This window comes from Buchnera aphidicola (Brachycaudus cardui) (assembly GCF_005081945.1).
Lineage (GTDB): Bacteria > Pseudomonadota > Gammaproteobacteria > Enterobacterales > Enterobacteriaceae > Buchnera > Buchnera aphidicola_AN.
The window spans coordinates 298,318-320,597 of record NZ_CP034879.1 but is presented as its reverse complement, the minus strand read 5'-3'; the positions used below and the strand labels follow the sequence as shown (position 1 = coordinate 320,597).

Annotated in this window: 19 protein-coding genes and 1 pseudogene; 10 read left to right on the top strand and 10 right to left on the bottom strand. The window is 24.5% G+C overall.

The genetic code is table 11. The annotated features are described in order from the left end of the window. Positions 1-92 precede the first annotated feature (92 nt). Entirely contained in the window at positions 93-764 is a 672-nt protein-coding gene (bioD, locus tag D9V67_RS01475) for a dethiobiotin synthase (RefSeq protein WP_158359416.1), read from the top strand. Positions 765-857: 93 nt separating this feature from the next. Here bioD and glyA read toward each other — a convergent pair whose 3' ends face one another. The 4 genes from glyA to rlmN form a co-directional block, all read right to left on the bottom strand. Beyond that, on the bottom strand, positions 858-2,111 hold the full coding sequence (gene glyA / locus D9V67_RS01470; protein ID WP_158359414.1) for a serine hydroxymethyltransferase: 1,254 nt from the start codon (positions 2,109-2,111) through the stop codon (positions 858-860). A gap of 37 nt (positions 2,112-2,148) precedes the next feature. Then, positions 2,149-3,420, bottom strand: a complete 1,272-nt coding sequence (gene hisS / locus D9V67_RS01465) for a histidine--tRNA ligase (protein ID WP_158359411.1) — start codon at positions 3,418-3,420, stop codon at positions 2,149-2,151. 45 nt (positions 3,421-3,465) lie between these two features. Then, complete coding sequence (gene ispG, locus D9V67_RS01460) at positions 3,466-4,563, bottom strand: flavodoxin-dependent (E)-4-hydroxy-3-methylbut-2-enyl-diphosphate synthase (protein WP_158359409.1); 1,098 nt, start codon at positions 4,561-4,563, stop codon at positions 3,466-3,468. A gap of 104 nt (positions 4,564-4,667) precedes the next feature. Beyond that, on the bottom strand, positions 4,668-5,774 hold the full coding sequence (gene rlmN / locus D9V67_RS01455; protein ID WP_158359407.1) for a 23S rRNA (adenine(2503)-C(2))-methyltransferase RlmN: 1,107 nt from the start codon (positions 5,772-5,774) through the stop codon (positions 4,668-4,670). A gap of 217 nt (positions 5,775-5,991) precedes the next feature. Between rlmN and D9V67_RS01450 the strand changes: the two genes are divergently transcribed. Continuing rightward, positions 5,992-6,789, top strand: coding sequence for an inositol monophosphatase family protein (locus D9V67_RS01450; RefSeq protein ID WP_158359404.1), 798 nt, complete (start codon positions 5,992-5,994; stop codon positions 6,787-6,789). A 2-nt stretch (positions 6,790-6,791) separates the two neighbouring features. Here the strand turns inward: D9V67_RS01450 and topA are convergent, their stop codons facing one another. From topA to D9V67_RS01430, 4 genes are all read right to left on the bottom strand, one after another. After that, positions 6,792-9,371 (bottom strand): type I DNA topoisomerase, encoded by a 2,580-nt coding sequence (gene topA, locus D9V67_RS01445; RefSeq protein WP_158359402.1) that lies wholly within the window; start codon positions 9,369-9,371, stop codon positions 6,792-6,794. A gap of 80 nt (positions 9,372-9,451) precedes the next feature. Next, entirely contained in the window at positions 9,452-10,474 is a 1,023-nt protein-coding gene (gene sohB / locus D9V67_RS01440) for a protease SohB (protein ID WP_158359400.1), read from the bottom strand. An 86-nt stretch (positions 10,475-10,560) separates the two neighbouring features. After that, on the bottom strand, positions 10,561-11,313 hold the full coding sequence (locus D9V67_RS01435; protein WP_158359397.1) for a pseudouridine synthase: 753 nt from the start codon (positions 11,311-11,313) through the stop codon (positions 10,561-10,563). 22 nt (positions 11,314-11,335) lie between these two features. Continuing rightward, positions 11,336-12,235: a DMT family transporter gene (locus D9V67_RS01430; RefSeq protein ID WP_158359395.1), complete on the bottom strand. Its 900-nt coding sequence runs from the start codon at positions 12,233-12,235 to the stop codon at positions 11,336-11,338. Positions 12,236-12,446: 211 nt separating this feature from the next. Here D9V67_RS01430 and trpD point away from each other — a divergent pair. From trpD to cls, 8 genes and pseudogenes are all read left to right on the top strand, one after another. Then, positions 12,447-13,479, top strand: a pseudogene (gene trpD, locus D9V67_RS01425) (anthranilate phosphoribosyltransferase). Then, a complete protein-coding gene (gene trpCF / locus D9V67_RS01420; RefSeq protein WP_158359391.1) occupies positions 13,457-14,830 on the top strand; it encodes a bifunctional indole-3-glycerol-phosphate synthase TrpC/phosphoribosylanthranilate isomerase TrpF in 1,374 nt (457 codons plus the stop codon). Before trpD ends, trpCF begins: the two are co-directional and overlap by 23 nt. A 22-nt stretch (positions 14,831-14,852) precedes the next feature. Beyond that, entirely contained in the window at positions 14,853-16,037 is a 1,185-nt protein-coding gene (trpB, locus tag D9V67_RS01415; protein WP_158359389.1) for a tryptophan synthase subunit beta, read from the top strand. Continuing rightward, entirely contained in the window at positions 16,037-16,846 is an 810-nt protein-coding gene (trpA, locus tag D9V67_RS01410) for a tryptophan synthase subunit alpha (RefSeq protein ID WP_158359387.1), read from the top strand. Before trpB ends, trpA begins: the two co-directional genes overlap by 1 nt. Before the next feature lie 106 nt (positions 16,847-16,952). After that, positions 16,953-17,696, top strand: coding sequence for a YciC family protein (locus D9V67_RS01405; protein WP_158359385.1), 744 nt, complete (start codon positions 16,953-16,955; stop codon positions 17,694-17,696). A gap of 28 nt (positions 17,697-17,724) precedes the next feature. Beyond that, positions 17,725-18,258, top strand: coding sequence for a septation protein A (locus tag D9V67_RS01400; RefSeq protein ID WP_158359383.1), 534 nt, complete (start codon positions 17,725-17,727; stop codon positions 18,256-18,258). A gap of 40 nt (positions 18,259-18,298) precedes the next feature. Beyond that, positions 18,299-18,706, top strand: coding sequence for an acyl-CoA thioester hydrolase YciA (yciA, locus tag D9V67_RS01395; RefSeq protein WP_158359381.1), 408 nt, complete (start codon positions 18,299-18,301; stop codon positions 18,704-18,706). Positions 18,707-19,013: 307 nt separating this feature from the next. After that, positions 19,014-20,474 (top strand): cardiolipin synthase, encoded by a 1,461-nt coding sequence (cls, locus tag D9V67_RS01390; RefSeq protein WP_158359378.1) that lies wholly within the window; start codon positions 19,014-19,016, stop codon positions 20,472-20,474. Between the two features lie 345 nt (positions 20,475-20,819). Here cls and ribA read toward each other — a convergent pair whose 3' ends face one another. Together ribA and pyrF are read right to left on the bottom strand one after the other, a co-directional pair. Next, entirely contained in the window at positions 20,820-21,410 is a 591-nt protein-coding gene (gene ribA, locus D9V67_RS01385; RefSeq protein ID WP_158359376.1) for a GTP cyclohydrolase II, read from the bottom strand. Positions 21,411-21,454: 44 nt separating this feature from the next. Next, a complete protein-coding gene (pyrF, locus tag D9V67_RS01380; protein ID WP_158359374.1) occupies positions 21,455-22,165 on the bottom strand; it encodes an orotidine-5'-phosphate decarboxylase in 711 nt (236 codons plus the stop codon). Positions 22,166-22,280 lie beyond the last annotated feature (115 nt).

Genomic DNA, 22,280 nt, shown 5'->3' with positions numbered 1-22,280 from the left:
TATAGAATGCTAAATACTATTATATCATCCATAATTCTTTATAGAATTCATTTTATTTATTTTTTAATAATTCATTAAAATAAGATAAAAATATGATTAAAAAATTTTTTATTACTGGAACTGATACAAACATTGGTAAAACTTTTGTAAGTAGTATTCTGTTACAAAAAGCAACGCAAGTAGGATATAATACAGCAGGATATAAACCTGTATCTTCTGGATCTAAAAAAGAGTCATATGGTATCATTAATAATGATACAGTAATTCTTAAAAAGAATAGTTCTATAACTTTAAGTTATAAAGAAGTTAACCCTATTACATTTGTAGAAAGTGCTCCTCCTCATATTTTAAGTCAAGTTCAAAAAAAAACTATTCAAATGAAAGAGTTATCTTTAGGTTTAAAAAATATTGCAACAAAAAGCAATTGGATTCTAATCGAAGGTGCTGGTGGATGGTATACTCCTTTATCTTATAATCATACTTTTTCTGATTGGGTCAAAAAAGAACAACTAACTGTTATTATGATTGTTGGAATAAAGTTAGGATGTATAAATCATGCTATTTTAACAGAAAAAGCTATTCTTTCAGATAAACTACGATGTGGCGGTTGGATTGCTAATTATATATTGCCTAATGATAGATATCATATATATTACATCCAAACTTTGTTAAATTATATAAAATCCCCATTACTAGGTATAATTCCTTATTTTTATAATAAGAATCACATTAATATTGAAACAATAAAGATTAGATTACCTTAATTACGGTTAAAAATTTTTTATCAATATTATTTTTTTATAAATTATTAATACTATCTTTAATAAAGATAGATTTATCTAAATTTTTTAATTAAATCAAATATAAACTGGATATTTTGTACAAATTTCTAATACTTTACTTTTAATATTAATAATATTATTTTTGTCATTAACATCATTTAAAATATTAACGATCCAGTCTGCAACTTTAGCAACTTCTTCTTCTTTAAATCCTCTTCTAGTGACAGCAGACGTTCCAATACGAATTCCTGAAGTAATAAAAGGACTTTTTAAATCATTAGGTATAGTATTTTTATTAACAGTGATATTCGCTTTACTTAAAGCTATATCAGCATCTTTTCCTGTTAATTTTTTATTAGTTAAATCAATTAAAAATAAATGATTATAAGTTTCTCCAGAAATTATCTTATATCCGTTTAATAAAAAAGATTGAACCATTTTTTTTGCATTTTTAACTATCTGTTTTTGATATTTTATAAATTCTGGTTCTAAAGCTTCTTTAAATGCAACTGCTTTTCCTGCAATTACGTGCATCAATGGACCTCCTTGTGCACCAGGAAAAACTGATAAATTTAATTTTTTATATAAAGCTTCATTACCACCTTGAGCAAGAATTAACCCCCCTCTTGGTCCTGCTAATGTTTTATGAGTGGTACTAGTGACAACATGTGCATAACTAATTGGATTAGGATAAATTTTTGCTGCAACTAAACCAGCAATATGAGCCATATCAACTATAAAATATGCATCAACTTCATCTGCAATTTCACGCATTTTTTTCCAGTTACAAATTCCAGAATATGCTGAAAATCCACCAATAATCATTTTTGGCTTGTATTTCTTAGCTAGATATAATAATTCTTCATAATTAATGTGACCATTAAGATCTACTCCATATGAAATAACATTATATATTTTACCTGAAAAATTTACAGGAGAACCATGTGTTAAATGACCGCCATGCGATAATCTCATACCTAATATTGTATCACCAGGATTTAAAAGTGCTGTATAAACAGCAAAATTAGCTTGAGATCCAGAATGAGGTTGAACATTAACATAATCAGCATTAAATAATTTTTTAGCACGATTAATTGCTAATTCTTCAATTATATCTACATATTTACATCCACCATAATATCTTTTATTAGGATAACCTTCTGCATATTTATTTGTTAATTGTGATCCTTGGGCATGCATGACATAACGGCTAGTATAATTTTCAGACGCAATTAATTCTATATGAAGCTCTTGTCTTTTATTCTCTTTTTCTATAGTAGACCATAATTCTGGATCATATTTTGAAAATTCTATGTTAGAATTAAACATGTTTCTCCTAAAAAATATAAATATATATTATACAAGTTTAAAAAAATTGTTTAATCTTTAATAAGATTTGATTTTTTAAAAGATAGTATTCTTTTTTATTCTTTAAATCTTTAATTAAAAAGCTTTTTTCTTGTATTTTATTAGAACTTATTATAATAGCAATTTTTGCGGAAGAATTTATAGCGTTTTTTATTTTTTTTTGAAGATTTTGATTTAAAAAATCAATAAATATTTTTAATTTTGGATATAAATTTCTAATCTCTTCAGATAAATGTATAGCATAATATTTATTTTCTTCTCCTATAAAAATAATATAAATATTAATATCTTCTATTTTTTCATAAAAAATATTTAATGTTTTTATTAGTAATACTAAACGTTCTATTCCTATTGCAAAACCTATAGCAGATGTTTTTTTTCCTCCCATTTCTTCAATTAAAGAATCGTATCTTCCTCCTGCACAAACAGTATTTTGCGAACCTAAATAATTACTTTTCCATTCAAAAACAGTATTATTATAATAATCTAATCCTCTTACTAAGTTTTGATTATATGTATATTTTATTCCATGATCAGTAATCATACTACATAAATTTTTAAAATGATTAGTCGAAGAAATATCAATATATTTACTTAATAAAGGAGCTTCTTGTAGTATTTTTTGTACTTCTTTGTTTTTAGAATCTAAAATCCTTAAAGGATTAGTATATAGTCTTCTTCTACAGTCTACATCTAATAAATGTTCATATTTTTTAAGGAAAATTACTAATGCTTTTTTATATTGAAATCGATCTTTTTGAGAACCAATAGAATTAATCTCTAATTTTATATATGCATTAATACCTATTATTTTCCATAAACGATTAGTCATTAAAATCATTTCTAAATCAATATCTTCTGTATCTACTCCAAAGGCTTCAGCACCTAATTGATAAAATTGACGATAACGTCCTTTTTGTGGTCTTTCATATCGAAACATAGGTCCTAAATACCAAAATCTGTTATTTTTTTTATGTAATAAATGATTTTGTATTATAGCACGTACGCATCCTACAGTACCTTCTGGACGTAAAGTTAAGCTATTACCTTTCCGGTCATTAAAAGAATACATTTCTTTTTCAATTACATCAGTAATACAACCAATAGCTCTTTTAAATATTTCAGTTTTTTCTAATAAAGGTAATCTAATTTCCAAATAACAATAGCTAGATAAAACTTCTTTTAAAATAGTTTCTATGTAATTCCAAAGTTTTAATTCTTCTGGAAGATAATCATGCATTCCTCTAATTGATTTAATTTCTTTATTCACTATTTTCTCTTGTTTTCCAATAATCTAATAAAGATGAATTAAGTATTATTTTTTTAATTCATTTATTTTTTTTATTTTTTCTCGAATTTTTATTTCCATTTGTTCGATAATTTTTTCATTATTTAATTTATTTTTTTGACGTACACCATCTTCATAAATAGCACTTTTTTTACAACCGCCTGTTAATCCTAATGTTGCTATTTTAGCTTCACCTATTCCATTAACAATACATCCAATGATAGATACGTCAATAGGAGTAGAAACATCTTCTAATTTTTGTTCTAATTGATTTACTGTTTTAATGACATCAAATTCTTGTCTAGAACAAGTAGGACAAGCAATAAAGTTAACACCCCTAGATCTTATACCTAAAACTTGTAAAATATCATACCCTATTTTTACTTCTTCAACAGGATCTGCTGCTAATGAAATTCGTAATGTATCACCAATACCTTCTAATAATAATAAAGCAATACCAATAGAAGATTTTACCGTTCCATTTCTTAAACTTCCTGCTTCTGTTATGCCAATATGCAATGGTTGTGTAACTTTTTTCCCTAACATTCGATAAGCTTCTACAGCTAAAAATACATTAGATGCTTTTACACTAACTTTAAATTGATTAAAATTTAAAGCATCAAAATATTCAATATGCCTCATAGCTGATTCTACTAAAGCTTCTGGAGTCGGAATGCTATATTTTTTTAATATATCTTTTTCTAGTGATCCTGCGTTTACACCAATACGAATCGGTATGTTTTTGTCTTTTACACATTTAATAATTTCTGATATTCTTTTTTTATTTCCAATATTTCCAGGATTGATTCTTAAACAATCCGCTCCATATTTTACCGCTTTTAAAGCTAATCTATAATCAAAATGTATATCTGCTATTAATGGAACTCGTACTTTTTTCTTAATAACTTTAAATGACTCTGCAGCTTCTAAATTAGGTATAGAAACACGCACAATATCTGCACCGAATTTTTGTAATTCTAAAATTTGTTGAATAGTTTGAAAACTATTTGTTGTACGAGTATTAGTCATAGATTGAACTGAAATAGGTGCATTATTTCCAATAGGAACTGTACCTACATAAATTCGATCAGATTTTCTTCTAGAAATATTTTTATATTTATTCATATTGTTTTAAATAAATTTTATTTTGTATAAAATAGCATGTGAATAATAAATTATATTACTACTTAATTAAATTACACATTATTAACATAGAATGTAATAAATTATTATTTATTAGAATAATTAACTATATTAAAGCGATTAATTACGTTTCCAGTCAGTTGACCGCATGCAGCATTAATATCCTTTCCTCTATTCTTTCTAATAACTGTAGTAAAACCTTTATTTCTTAAAATTTTTGCAAAAATATTAATTCGATTAATATCACTACATATAAAAGATGAACCTATAAAAGAGTTCCAAGGAATAAGATTAATTTTACTAGGTATATTTTTTAATAAATTAGCCAATTGTTCAGCGTTTTTGTTAGAATCATTAATTCCTTTTAACATAACATATTCTATTGTAATTCCACCTCTATTAGCGTTAGAACATTTAAAATATTTTAATGCTGAATATAATAGAGATGCAATATTATATTTTTTATTAATAGGCATAAGAGTATCTCTAATAGAATCATTAGAAGCATGTAAAGAAATTGCTAGACCAACATCAATCATATTTCTTAATTTATCTAATGCTGGCACTATTCCAGAAGTGGACACAGTAATTCGGCGTTTTGATAAACCAAAACCATGTTCATCTAAAATTATTTTTAATGCAGAAACGACATTATTTAAATTTAATAAAGGCTCACCCATCCCCATAAAGACTATATTACTAATGCGTTCTAAGATATTTTTTTGTTTTAATTTTTTTTTTGCTTGCCAAATTTGAGCAATAATTTCAGAAACTTTTAAATTTCTATTAAAACCTTGTTGACCAGTAGCACAAAAATTACATTTTAAAGAACATCCTATTTGTGATGAAACACAAAGTGTAGAACGTTTTTTTTCTGGTATATAAACTGTCTCAATTTTCTGATGATCAATCAATGATATCCATTTTATTGTACCATCACAAGAAATTCTTTCTTCTATAAATTCTGATGCAAAAATATGAGATTTTTCTTGTAATTTACTTCTGATTATTTTACTAATATTAAGCATTTTATCAAAATTATTACAATGATGGTTATAAATCCAATTCATTATTTGTTCTGTAGAAAATTTTTTTGCACCTAAAGAAGAAAGAAAAAAATGTAAATCTTGACGATGTAAATCTAATAAATTAATTTTATATTTTGAAGCGTTTAATACATTAATATTATGCATTTTACAATCCTAATAAATGAGTATAAAAATATTTTTTTTCATTTTGGTATATAAAACAAGCAATAATATTACTTTTAGTAGAAATAAATTAGAAATTAATTGATTGCACTGTTATTTTTCATATACAGAAAAAAATTATTTTTTAATTATTAATGAATATTAAAGACATTTAAATTATGTTATCATTTTAATACATTTAAAAATTTAGGAGATTGTAATGCATCCCATATTAAATATCGCTATTCGTGCAGTACGAAAAGGAGGAAATATCATTGTTCAAAATTATGATTCACAAAAGTTTGGAAAAGAAGATATAGAAAAAAATAAAATGTTTATTAAAAATATTATGTATAAAACATATAGAACAATAAGTGAAATTATTCATAAAGCATATCCAAATCATATTATTTTAAACCAAAATGAAAAATATTTATTGTTTAAAAATGATAATAATACTACTTGGATAATTAATGAATTAGATGGAAAAAATAATTTTATTAAACATTTTCCTCATTTTTGTATATCTATTGCTGTCATTTCGAAAAATCATACAGAAATTTCTGTTATATATGATCCTATAAGAAATGATTTATTTACGGCTGTAAAGGGACAAGGTTCACAACTAAACGGTTATAGAACTAGATGTAGTAATATTAATACTCTACAATATACTACAGTTGCAGTGAATCTACCGGATTATATTCATGAAAAAACTTCATCCTATTTTGAAATATATAAAAAATTAATTTTATCTGGGATATTTTTAAGATGTACTGGTTCTACTGTACTTGATCTAGCTTATGTTGCAGCTGGAAGAATAGATTGTTTTTTTGATTTTAATTTAGAACCAAATAATTTTATAGCAGGAAAATTACAAGCACGAGAATCTGGCTGCTTAATTAGTGATTTTAAAGGAGGTCACGAACATAATAATCCTCATTCTGGGAATCTAACTAGTAGTCCAAAATTTGTCAGATTAATTACAGAAAAAATTCGAGAATGCCATTTATTATAATCTTATTTTTTATTAACAAGCCATTTTCCATCTGAAAATAAAGCTACCCAATTTGTAAATTTCCCTTCTTTCTTAGAACTGATATAATGTTCTTTAGTTTTTCTATTAAAACAAACTATAGTTTTATTTCCCTCGTCATCAATTTGAGGACCAATAGCTAGATAACGTATTTTTTCTGGTAATAAATGCTGAAATTGAAATAGCTCTTCAACTAATGGAGATCTAGTTTCTCGTGATTTTGGAAAAGTATTTGCAGCAAAAAAAATACCAGACACTCCTTCTCTTAACACAAACCATGCATTAGATTCTTTACATAATAGTTTGGGAAAAGAAATAGGTTCTAATTTAGGCTCTGATATTTCACCATTAGATAAAATTTTTCTTGTATTTTTACAATCTTGATTAATACATATAAAAAATTTTCCAAATCGACCTATTTTGAAAGTCATTTCTGCATGACATTTTTCACATTGAATAATTTGAGATAAATAAGTAGGTCCGTCATTAAATTTGCCTTTTTCAATTTTATAACCAATACAACTAGGATTATTACCACAAATATGAAGTTTAAGTTTATTATTAATAAAATAACTATCCATAGTCATATTACATATATGACATCGATTAATTATTTTTTTAAAATTTTCTTTTTTATCTTTTTTATTTTTGTTAAATTCATTTAATGATATAAGGTTTATAGTTTTTTTACAGCGTGTTTTTGGTTCAGAATTATATCCTGAACAACTAAGAAAAACACCAGTAACTGCAGTTTTTATTCCCATTTTTTTATAACAAACTGGACAATCAATTGAAGTCATCACAATAATATTTGGCTCCATTCCTCCATCTTCTGGTATTTTTTTTGCTTGTTCTAATTGTTTTGAAAAATCATAAAAAAAAGAATTAAGCACATTTTTCCATGAAATTTTATTGTCAGCAATTTGGTCTAATTTTTTTTCCATATTTGCAGTAAAATTATAATCAATTAGATCACTAAAACTTTTTTTTAGTCGAATAGTTAGTATTTCTCCCATTTTTTCAGCATAAAACTTATTTTTTTTAATTGTAACATAACCTCGTTCTTGTATTTTTGATGTAATAGCAGCATAGGTAGACGGTCTTCCAATACCTTTTTTTTCTAATTCACGAACTAAGGATGCTTCATTAAAACGTGGTGGAGGTTTAGTAAATTTTTGAACAGGTAAAAATTTATCTATAAATAATGGACTTCCTTTTTCTAAATTAGTAGAGTCTAAATTAATATGTTTTTCTTCTGTTAAAATTTTAGTCCAACCTTTAAATATTACTATTCGCTCACTATTTTGTAATTTAAATTTATCAGCCATTGCTGTTACTGTGATAGATTTATATTTTATTGATGTCATTTGAGAAGCAATAAATTGGTTCCAAATTAACGTATAAAGTTTTTGAGCATCAGAATTTAAATTTTTTGATTTTATTAGTTTTATTTTAATATTAGAAGGTCGAATTGCCTCATGAGCTTCTTGAGAGTGTTTTTGATTAGAATATACATTAGGTTGTTCTGGTAAATAATCATTTCCATAATAACTTTGAATATATAATCGAACTGTTTTAATTGCATGTTTACTTAAATAATATGAATCGGTTCTTATATAAGTTATATAACCTGCTTCATATAATTTTTGAGCTAAAAACATTGTTTTTTTTACACTAAAGCCTAATTTTAAACTAGAAGATTGTTGTAGTGTAGAAGTAATGAAAGGAGCAGGTGCTGCTTTATAATATACTTTATCTTCACATTTTTGAATAATTAAAAATGATTTTTTAATTTTTTCTATAGCAAAATCTACTTCTTCTTTTTTAGTTAGACAGAATATTTGATCTTTATAATGCGTTACATTCATAGTAATAAATTTTCTTTTTTTTGAAAAAAGAGAAATACTTAACTTCCAATATTCTTCTGGTATAAAATTTTTTATTATATGTTCACGCTCTGATATAATACGAACTGCTACAGATTGTACGCGTCCTGCAGATAAACCTCTTGAAATTTTTGTCCATAATAAAGGAGAAATCATATAACCTACGATTCGATCCATAAAACGACGTGCTTGTTGTGCACGCACTCGATTCATATTTATATAGCCTATATTTTTAAAAGCTTTTTCTATTGAATGTTTTGTAATTTCATTAAATACAACACGCCTAAACTTAGATACATCTCCACCAATTACTTCTTGTAAATGCCATGCTATTGCTTCTCCTTCTCTATCTAAATCAGTAGCAAGATATATATAATCAACTTGATTGGCAATATTTTTTAACTCAGATATTATTTTTTCTTTTCCAGGTAAAATATGATATTCAGCTTTCCAGTTTTGATATGGATCAATTCCCATTTTTTGTATTAAAATATTTTTTTGATCAAACTTTTTAGAGATTAATATAGACTGTTTAATTGTATCTTTATTTTTTGCATTAGTAGTTAATAAATCTCGTACATGTCCTACACTCGATTTAACTATATAATTATCGCCTAAATATTGATTTATAGTTTTTGCTTTTGCTGGAGATTCAACTATAACAAGAGATTTTTGCATATTTCTATCCAGTCGATTATATTATTTTTAAGAATAAATTATTAGTCAGATAATTTTTATAAAAAATAAAAATGATTTAATTATAAATAATTTTTATAAAAAAATGTTTTCAGTAGTATTTTACTAATATTTCTAGATATAGAAGATGTAAAACGTTCTAATATTTTTTTAGTATAAATATACTGAATGCTTAATACAGTATATTTATTCATTTTAGACATTAAAACATCATCACTTGTACTAATTTTATCTACTAATTTCTTTTTTAAAGCCATTGTTCCAAACCAATGTTCTCCGTTAGATACATTCTCAATATCTAAAGATGGTCTCATTTTTTGAATAAAATTTTTAAAAAGTTCATGTGTACTATTTAATTCTTCACAGAATTTTGTGCGTGTTGAATCAGTATTATTTCCAAACATTGTCAAAGTGCGCTTATAATCTCCTGCAGTATGAAGTTCAATGTCTATATTACATTTTTTTAATAATTTATTAAAATTAGGCATTTGTCCTACTACACCAATTGAGCCTATTATAGCAAATGGAGCTGATACGATATAATCTGCAACACATGCCATCATATAACCTCCACTTGCTGCAATTTTATCTACAGATACAATTAATCGTATTCCTCTTTCACGTAGTCTATTTAACTGAGAAGCAGCTAATCCGTATCCATGAATAACACCCCCAGAACTTTCTAAACGTAATAAAACTTCATCATTTTGATTTACTACAGAAAGTATAGCAGATATTTCTTCTCGTAACCCTAAAACTTCATTAGCATACACACCACCTTTAAAATCTAATACATATAATATATTCTTTTTATTTTTTAAATATTCTTCTTTTTTTTGTAAAATTTTCTTTTTTTCTTTTTCTTGTTTTAACCATATCTTTTTTTCAAAATTATTCATAGTAGCTAATAAAATATTATTTTTTATATCTTTATAATGGTTATTCAATAAAGTAATTTTAAATGTATGTTTGATATTTTTTTTTCTTTTTATTATTAAGCAAAAAAATGCTATAATGGAAGCAATAAAAATAAGTATAGTAATAATTTTTGCTAAAAATAATTCATAATTTGTAAGTAAATTCACACAATCAACCTTTTTTGAAATATATAAAAAAATGATTTTTTTATATAAATATAACAATAATTTTTTTATTAAAAATATATACTGTTTCAGTATTCTTTAAACGATATTAAACTATATAAATTGTTTAGTGAAATCGAATTTAATTTTTTCCAATGTCCTAATTTTAAATTTTTAGGTAAAATAATATTTCCATATCGTATTCTAATTAATCTACTTACTTTACATTGTACTGTTTGCCACATAGATCTAATTTCACGGTTTTTACCCTCACATAAAACACCCTTAAACCATATATTTTTACCTGATTCTTTAGTACGTAGGGGTTCTATTCTTTTAAATGCAGTATAACCATTTTTAATTCTAACTCCATTTTTTAAAATATTCATTGTATTTTTATTAATTTTTCCAAAAATACGCATATAGTATTCTCGTTCTATTTGCTTTTGAGGATGCATTAGTTGATTAGCTAATATTCCATTATTTGTAAATAATAATAGCCCTTGAGTATTAATATCTAATCTTCCAATACTAATCCATCTATTCATACTTAATAATGGCAATTTATCAAATACAGTTGGACGTTTTTGAAAATCATTTCTAGTACAAATTTCTCCTTCAGGTTTGTTGTATATTAATATTTTAGTTTGAAAATTTATTTTTTTTATAGATATTGCTTTTCCTAGAATTCTAATTTTATCAATACTGTTTTCAGCTAAACGTTGACCAATTACTACTTTTTTTTCATTGATTGATATAAATCCAGATTTAATCATTTTTTCAATACTTCGACGTGAACCATAGCCAAAATGAGATAATATTTTTTGTATTTTTTCAGTCATTTTTCAATAGCCTTTATATATTTTAATCATTTATTTTATATTTTTGAAAATGTTGAACTGGAATTAAAGTTAAAAATATTCCTATAATTAAGGGAATAATAAACCATATTTCACATAATAGAATTGTATTTTTATATATATAACTTTCTAAAAATCCTGCAATTAGTGGAAAAATTAAAAAAACAGTAGATGCATAAAATGCACTTACTTTTTGTTGTAAATAAAAATAAGCTAAAATTCCGAAAATTCCAGAAAAATCTCCGAGATAAATTACAGCTAAAATAGATTTATGAGAAAAAGTATCAATATGAGGATTTTCTAAAAACCACGATATAGTAGATAAAAGTATTCCAGAAAACAATGATGGTAACGCATTAAAAGTAATTACAGATACATTGCAACATTTATTTTGACATTCAGCATAAATCATAGCATGACTAAATAAAGCAAAAAGTAAAGCTAAAATTCCTTTCCATTGTAGAAAACAATTTGATTCCAACTCTATAAATAAAACAATAAACAATGTAATTAAAGAAATTATTACTCCAATTTTTTGAGTGAAAAATAGTTTTTTTTTAAAATATAAAAAAGACACTGTTAATACAGCTACAGGCATATTTGCAAATATAATCGAAGCAATCGAAGAACTAACATAAATACCTCCATATAACATTAATGTAAATGGTATAGAAAAATAAAAGATTGCAATCATTAATTGAAATAATCTTTTTCCATATGGAAATAAAAGAGGAGTTTTTGTATAATAAGCAAGTATAATTAACAAAGGAGAAGCTATTAAAAAACGCATACCAGTAGCAAAAAAAGGAGGAATAGTTTCTATTGCAATTTTCATGGCAATCCAAGTTGTCCCCCAAGTAATAGATACTAAAGAAAATAATGTAATTATTATTAATTTATTCATTTTTATAAAAACCTCAAAAGCAATATTACGTTTAAAATATTTGATAATAATATTTATATTTTATTTTTTAGTTTAAAAGTCATTGTAAAAAACATAAAAAAGTTTATTAAATTTAAATTGAATTATTTACATCAATAGATTATTGTGGAAATTTAAAAATGCAAAATATTTTAAATAAAATAAATATTTACGGTAAAAATACAGGTAATAAATGCAAAATATTTTAAATAAAATTTATGAATCAAATTTCCTAAGTCAAAAAGAAAGTTATCAACTATTCAAATTAGTTGCTTCTGGAAAAATTACAGATATACAACTAGCATCGATATTAATACCAATGCGAATGCGAGGTGAATCAATAGAAGAAATAACAGGAGCAATCTATGCATTTTCAGAAAAAATGAAATTTTTTCCAAGACCTGAATATATTTTTTCTGATATAGTAGGTACAGGTGGAGATATTAAAAATACTATTAATATTTCAACTGCAAGTGCTTTTGTTGCTGCTACCTGTGGTGTTAAAATTATCAAGCATTGTAACCAAGGCATTTCCAGTAAATCTGGTTCATCTGATCTTTTAAAAAAATTTAATATTAATTTAGATGCATCTCCAAAAATATCTCGAAAAACTTTAGATCAATTAAATATTTGTTTTTTATTTGCACCTAAATATCATAATGGCTTTAAATATTCTAATAATGTTCGTAAAATTTTAAAAACTAAAACTATTTTTAATCTATTAGGACCTTTTCTTAATCCTGCAAAACCTCTTCTATCTGTTATTGGTGTTTACCATAAAAAACTAATACATCCTGTCATTAACATACTAAAAAATCTTAAATATAAAAGAGGTATTGTTTTACATGGTAATAATACTGATGAAGTTACATTGCATGGTATAACATATGTTTCTGAATTATGTAATAAACATATTTTTTCATATGAATTACGACCACAAGATTTTGGTTTAGAAATGCATTCTGAAAATCTATCTCTAGAAATATCATCAGAAGAAAATTATCATATTATTAATCAAACAATGCAAGGAAAAGGTAATAGATTACATGAAGAATTAATAGCAGTAAACGTAGCAATGTTATTAAAAATATTTGGATATGAAGATTTAAAAAAAAACACTCAATTGGCATTAAATAAAATTCGTAGTGGAGATGTTTATAATCATATAATTAATGTTGCTAATATGCTAAAAGAAGGAAAATAATGGAAGAGACAATACTAAATAAAATTATAAAAGATAAATATAATTGGATTAATTCTAGAAAAATCAAGCAACCTTTAATTAGTTTTCAATATAATGTTAGTACTAATACACGTAATTTTAATCATTCATTGAAGAAAAAAAAACCTTTCTTTATATTAGAATGCAAAAAAAAATCTCCTTCTTTAGGAATTATTAGAAATGATTTTAATTTAGTACAAATTGCTAATGTTTATAAAAAATACGCTTCTGCTATTTCAGTATTAACGGATGAAAAATATTTTGATGGAAATTTAGAATTTATAAATATAGTTCGAAAATGTGTATCTCAACCAATTTTATGTAAAGATTTTTTTATTGATCCTTATCAGGTATATTTAGCTAGATATTATAAAGCAGATGCTATTTTATTAATGTTATCAGTTTTAAACGATAGACAATATACCGAATTATATACAATAGCAAAAAAATTAAATATGGGTGTATTAACTGAAGTCAATAATCTTACAGAATTAAAACGTGCTTTTCATTTAAATGCTGATATTATCGGTATTAATAATCGAAATCTACATGATTTATCCATTGATTTAAATCGTACTCGTATATTATCTCAATTAATTAAAAAAAATATAATAATCATTAGTGAATCAGGTATAGAAAAATATCGTCAAATAAAAGAATTAAGTAAATTTGTTAATGGTTTTTTAATCGGCTCTCATTTAATGTCAAAAAAAAATTTAGACATAGCTGTACGTTCGATAATTATGGGTAATAATAAAGTTTGCGGATTAACTCGTAATTCTGATATCAAAATAGTCGAAAAATATGGAGCTATTTATGGCGGATTTATTTTTGTCAAAAATTCATCTCGAAATATTACTAAAAAAATAGTAAAAAATATTATAATTAATAGTAAATTAAGACATATAGGAGTATTTCAAAATGAAAATATAAACATTGTTGCTAATATTGCTGAAGAAATCAATTTATATGCAGTGCAATTACATGGTGAAGAAGATGCATGCTACATTAGCAGACTAAGAAAAATTTTATCTAAAAATATTAAAATTTGGAAAGCTTTTTCTATTCAATCAAGATTACCAGATCTTAATTGGGATCATGTAAATCACTATTTATTTGATTCTTCTTTTGGAGGAAGTAATACATCTTTTAATTGGTCTATACTTAATAATCATATTTTCGATAATGTTATTTTAGCTGGAGGAATTAATTCAGAAAATTGTGTAGCAGCTTCTAAATTAAACTGCTCAGGATTAGATTTTAATTCTGGTATAGAAATATCTCCTGGTGTTAAAGATCATAAAAAAATAAAATTAGTATTTCAAAAACTAAGAGATTATCAAATGATTTTATAAAATAAAAATAGGAAAAAATTACATGACTTTACTTAATCCTTATTTTGGTAAATTTGGTGGTATGTATGTTCCTCAAATATTAATGCCAGCTTTACTTGAACTAGAAAGATATTTTTTTGATGCACAAAAAGACAAGTTTTTTCAAAAAGAATTACATAATTTATTAAAAAATTATGCAGGAAGACCTACTGCTCTAACTTTATGTAATAATTTAACTAAAGATACAAAAACGCGTATTTATCTTAAAAGAGAAGATTTATTACATGGTGGTGCACATAAAACGAATCAAGTTTTAGGACAAGCTATGTTAGCTCTTAGAATGAAAAAAAAAGAAATTATTGCTGAAACTGGTGCTGGACAACATGGTGTAGCGACAGCAATTGCTTGTGCACTATTAAATTTAAAATGTAGAATTTACATGGGTGAAAAAGATATGAAAAGACAACATCCTAATGTATTTCGCATGCAATTAATGGGTGCAGAAGTGATATCAGTAAAAAATGGTTCTGGTACATTAAAAGATGCATGTAACGAAGCTTTACGTGATTGGTCTGCTAGTTATAAAACATCACATTACATGATTGGTACTGCAGCTGGACCACATCCTTATCCTACTATGGTTCGTGAATTTCAAAGAGTGATTGGACAAGAAACAAAAAAACAAATTTTAGAACGGGAAAAAAAACTTCCAGATTCTATTATTGCTTGTGTTGGAGGAGGTTCTAACGCTATTGGAATTTTTTCAGACTTTATAGATGATAAAGTATCATTAATTGGAGTAGAACCAGGAGGGAAAGGTATAAACACAGGAAAACACGGAGCACCATTAAAATATGGAAGAACTGGTATTTTTTTTGGTATGAAATCTCATTTAATGCAGAATAAAGAAGGTCAAATTCAAGAATCTTGGTCGATTTCAGCAGGATTAGATTTTCCATCTGTTGGTCCTGAGCATGCTTGGCTAAATAGTATAAATCGTGCTCAATATGTATCGATCACTGATAAAGAAGCTATCACTGCATTCCAAATTTTATGTAAAAAAGAAGGTATAATACCTGCGTTAGAATCTTCACATGCATTAGCCTATGCATTAAAATTAATGAATGAAAATCCTAAAAAAGAACAGATTTTAATTGTTAACCTTTCTGGTCGTGGTGATAAAGATATTTTTACTATGCACGATATTTTAAAAAAAGGGAATAAATAATGAATCGATATCAAAATATGTTTGAACGATTATCTTTTTTGAAAGAAGGATGTTTAGTTCCTTTTGTAGTTCTAGGAGATCCTTCTTTAGAACAATCACTAAAGATAATTGATATTTTAATAAATAATGGAGCAGATTCATTAGAACTTGGAATTCCTTTTTCAGATCCATTAGCTGATGGACCAACAATTCAAAAAGCAAATGCAAGAGCTTTATCAAAAAATAACACTTTTTCTCAATATTTTCAAGCATTAAAAAGATTACGCAAAAAATATCCAAAAATTCCTATTGGAGTTTTAATATATGCTAATCTTATATATAATCAAAGTATTGATAATTTTTATTTTCAATGTTTTAATGCTGGTATAGATTCTGTACTAATCGCAGATGTTCCGATTGAAGAATCAAAAACTTTTTATGAAACTGCAAATAAATATAATATTAATTCAATTTTTATATGCCCTCCAGATGCAGATGATAATTTATTATCTAAGATTTCTTTATATGCAAAAGGATATATTTATCTATTATCTCGATCTGGAGTAACAGGGGTAGAAAATAAAGATTTATCATTATCAACTCAATTTGTAAAAAAAATAAAAACATATAATTCGATTCCTTTATTACAAGGTTTTGGTATTTCAAATACTAAACAAGTTAAAAAAGCTATGTCATTAGGTATTTCTGGTATTATATGTGGTTCAGCAATTATTAATATTATTGAAACTTATTTAACTCAAGAAGATAAAATGATTAGTATAATAAAAAATTTTACTAAAAAATTAAAAATTGCTACTAGATTAGTATAATTTTTGTATAAAAGATATTTTTTTATATTTTAAAAAATATGCTTCTCTGAAATAATATGTATAATCTTTAGATCATATAAAGTAAATTTTTATAAGGAGTATACATATGCTAGTTACAGTAAATGAATTACGTCATGATACGCATCATTTTTTTTCTAAACAAGTAGGAAGTATTTTTTTTATATCTATTTTTATTACTTTTATTAGTATATTAATAGATATGTTTATTAAACCAGATATGCATATTATATCTATAATGGAAAATAACAAATTTATTAATACCAATTCATTATTAGAATTAATTAATAATATGAATTTAAAAGAAAAATATGAATTATTAAAATATTCTATTTTTAAAATTATTGAATTGTTAATGAGTAAAACATTATTATTAGGCAGCATTATTACTTTAATTTCTAATTTATCTAATAATAAAAAAGAATCTTTTATATATTCAATATATTCCTTATCTGCATTTTTACCTAGTTTATTTATACTAAACTGCATAACTACGTTTATTACACAATTAGGTTTTATGCTATTAATTATTCCAGGGATATTACTATCAATCTTACTCTCTTTATCACCAATTATTTTTTCTTTTAAACAACATAGTTTTATGGATTCTATACGTCTTAGTGCAAATATTGCTTATAAAAATATAAAAATAATCGGACCAGGTGTGCTATTTTTTCTATTTGGAAAATTTATTTTAACAATAATACTTTCTAATATTCATTTTATGAATAAAAATATTATTTTTTTAATACTAAATATTAGTGTAAATATACTATATTCTATTTTAATTATATACTTATTTCGATTTTATATGATTTTTTTACGCTCTTAAAAATTACAAGTTTGTTTGGATTTATATTATGAAACAAATATTAAATATTTTACCAATGTTTATATTCTTTATATTTTATCAGTTTTACGATATTTTTATAGCTTCTGGTGCTTTAATTATAATATCAGGTTTAATATGTATTCTGCATTGGTTTCTTTATCATGAAATAGATAAAATTAATTTATTTAGTTTTTTCGTTATTGCTTTTTTAGGCTCTCTTACGATATTTTTTCATAACAGTCAATTTATTAAATGGAAAATAACAATCATTTATATAATTTTTTCTGTAATATTATTATCTAGTCAATTTTTAACAAAAAAACCAATAATACAAAGGTTTTTAGAAAAAGATATAAATATTTCGAATGTTTATTGGCATAAAATTAACTTTTTTTGGTCTTTATTTTTTTTATTTTGTAGTCTTTTAAATATTTATATTGCATTTTGGTGTTCAGAAAAAACTTGGGTAAATTTTAAAGTATTCGGATTTACGAGTTTAACCTTTTTTTTAATTTTAATAACAGGTATTTATATCAATTGCAAAACTTCAAAAGAAAAATAATTTTTTATAATATAAACATAATAGAGTGAATATTTTAATAATGTCAGAAAAATATAAGTTACCAAAAGGAACAATAGTATTAAAAACTCTTGCAATGCCTGATAATACTAATGCTAATGGTGATATATTTGGTGGTTGGATTATGTCTCAAATGGATATGGGAGGAGCAATATTAGCAAAAGAAATTGCATGTGGAAAAGTAGTGACTGTACGAGTAGAAGGAATAAATTTTTTAAAATCTGTATCAGTAGGAGATATTGTAACTTGTTATGCTAATTGTATAAAAGTCGGAAAAAGTTCTATAAAAATTAATGTAGAAATATGGATTAAAAAAATTCATTCTAAACCCTTAGGTCAATATTACTGTGCTGCAGCAGCAGAATTTATTTATGTAGCCATTGATAAAATAGGAAAGCCTCGTGAATTATTACCTATGAGTATTATTTAAAAAAATAAAAAATAAAAATATTTATTTCTTAACATTTTAATACAAATAAAAATATTTGTTTAAAAAACTAATAGTTTTATTAAAATAATAAAAGTATATTTTTTTAGATTAATTATTAATAATAAAAATTAACATATAAAGAAATATAAAGAAATAAATTTATATTACTTATTTAAGTATTCTATTATCTTAAATATTCTACATATTACATTTTAGAAATATAATAAATTTTTTTAAAAATCAAAAAAATATTCAATTGAATATTTAAATATTTTTTAAAAAAAATAACAAATAAGAGCTTCAATGGATGAATATTTTCTATAATTCATTAAAATGTCTAGTGTTTTTAATATACTGGTTGCTAATTGCTAATATTACTTTTCGAATTTTAATCAAACGTCGTAGTATAGCTTCTTCTATGTCTTGGCTTTTAATAATTTATATTATTCCATTTATTGGTATTTTTATTTGGTTTTTTTTCGGTGAATTATACTTAGGAAAAAGACAAAAAAAAATTGCAAATAGAATTTGGTCTATATCTAATATATGGCTTAATGAACTAAAGTCTTGTAAATATATTTTTCAAATAAAAAATAGTGAAGTAGCGACATCTTTATTCCAATTATGTAAACATAGACAAGGTATACCTGGAGTAAAAACTAATAACTTAAAACTATTAACTAATACCAAAAAAATTATGCAAATTTTAATACGTGATATTTATTTGGCGCGTAAAAATATTGAAATGGTTTTTTATATTTGGAAACCAGGTGGAATAGCAGATGATGTAGCAATGGCTCTTATTTCATCTGCAAAACGCGGAATACATTGTAGATTAATGCTTGATTCTGCAGGAAGTATAGAATTTTTTAGAAGTCCTTGGGTTGAAATTATGAGAAAATCTGGAATTCAAGTTGTAGAAGCGCTTAAAGTAAGTGTATTCCGAATTTTTTTAAGACGATTAGATGTTAGACAGCATAGAAAAATTGTACTAATTGATAATTATATTGCATATTCTGGTAGTATGAATCTTGTAGATCCATATTTATTTAAAAAATCTTCTGGAATTGGCCAATGGATTGATTTAATGACACGAATAGAAGGACCAATAGCTGCAACAATTGGAATAATTTATTCATGTGATTGGGAAATTGAGACTGGTCATAAAATTTTACCTCAATTACCACATAAAAAAATTTTAGAAAATAAATATAATAAAGATTCTAGTATTCAAGTTATTGCATCTGGACCTGGTTTTCCAGAAAATATGATTCATCAAGCATTACTAACTGCAATTTATTCCGCTAGAAATGAATTAATTATGACTACACCTTACTTAGTACCTAGTGAAGATTTATTATATGCTATTTGCACTGCTGCTCAAAGAGGAGTTAAAGTTAGTATTATTATACCTTTATGTCACGATTCTATTTTAGTCAAGTGGGCGAGTCGAGTTTTTTTTAGTGAATTATTAGAAGCCGGTGTTAAAATTTACCAATTTAAAAAAGGTTTACTACATAGTAAAAGTATTTTAGTAGATCAACAGTTAAGTTTAATTGGAACTGCAAATTTAGATATGAGAAGTCTTTGGTTAAATTTTGAAATTACTTTAGTCATTGATGACAGTAATTTTGGTCGAAATTTATCTTGTATACAAAATCAATATATTTTAGACTCTCAATTATTAGATAAGAAAAAGTGGTCTATGCGCTCGTATTGGACACGTATTCTTGAAAAAATATTTTATTTTTTAAGCCCACTTTTATAGTGATAACTATTACTGATTCTGTTTTATCATAATTATAAAATATTAATCATATTTTATATATTATATAAGACTTACTGATACTAATAATGTAAAAAATTAAATTATAGTAAATATATAATATATTATTTTTTAAATTTTCAAAATATATACTTTATAAAAATAAATATATTATAAGTAGTTAAATCATACAAAAAAATAATGTAGAGTACAAAAATATATATTTAATAAAAAAAAACTATTTTACACAATACAATTTTAATCATGTTATATTTATTCAGGGGTTCATTAAAAAACCCCTACTATTTATCATAGTAAAGTACTGTTTTTATTTGTGATAAAAATTTTTTATTTAGGTAACAAATGACCCATTTTGTCAGCTTTTGTTTTTAAATAATAAGCATTTTGAGTATTTCTTTTCGCGATAATAGGGACTCTTTCTACAACATTTATTCCAGCATTACTAAGCATTTCCACCTTAAATGGATTATTTGTTAATAAACGAATTTTTTTAACATTTAAAATGTTAAATATATCAGCACATAATGAAAAATCTCTTTCATCTGCAGAAAAACCAAGTTTTTGATTAGCTTCTACAGTGTCTAATCCTTTATCCTGTAAAGCATAAGCTTTTATCTTATTAAGAAGACCAATATTTCTTCCTTCTTGACGGTGGTAAATTAATACACCGTTGCCTTCTTGAGAAATTCTTGCTAATGCCATTTCTAATTGATTTCCACAATCACATCTTAAACTAAATAGAGCATCTCCTGTAAGACATTCTGAATGTACGCGAGAAAGAATAGGAGCGCTGTGTTTTATATCACCATATACTAGTGCAATATGATTTTTCCCATTCTTCTTTTCTTCAAAACCAAAAATAAAAAAATTTCCCCAGGGTGTTGGTAACACTGCTTTTTCTGTTTCTATTAATTGCATAAAATCTCCTAATTTAAAATCAAATATATTAATATAGATATTTTTTATTGCATGGATTTTATTATTAATTCTAATTTCTTAATGGGATTTTTTGACATTGTAATCGAACGTCCTATTACTATATAATCTATTTTAGATTCTTTTGCTTTTTTAGGAGTAATAATATTATTTTGATCATATAGCAAATCTTCAGAAACTCGAATTCCTGGTGTAATAATTTTATATTTACTTCCAAATAAACACTTTATTTTTTTTGCTTCTTTTCCCGGACATACAACTCCATCTAAACCACAAGAATAAGATAATTTTGATAAAGTTAAAATATATTCTGTTAATGAAATTTGAATTCCTACTTCTTTTAATTCTTCTTCTTTTAAACTAGTTAAAGCAGTAATAGCTATTAATAAAGGTGCTTTTTTAAAAGATTTTAAAGCTTTTTTTGCAGAAATTAACATTTTTTTACCACCTGCAGCATGTACACTTAACATCCATATTCCTAAATCTGCAGCTGCTTTTGTGGCATTAAATACAGTATTAGGGATATCATGAAATTTTAAATCAAGAAATATGTTAAATCCCAGTTGATGTAATTCTTTTATAAATTTATATCCTAAAATTGTAAACATCTCTTTTCCAATTTTTAAGTAATAAATAGATGGATTAAGAAGATTTACTAATTTCATAGCTGATTTTTTATTATAAAAATCTAATGCAATAATAATTTTTGGTATATTAAACAAATTAGGATTTAACACTATGTAACCTCTAGTATAAAATAACATACATCAATAAAAAATATTGTTTTTCTATACATTTTTTTGATGTAAAATATGCTCATTGCATGGTATATAAAATATTTCTAAAAAATTA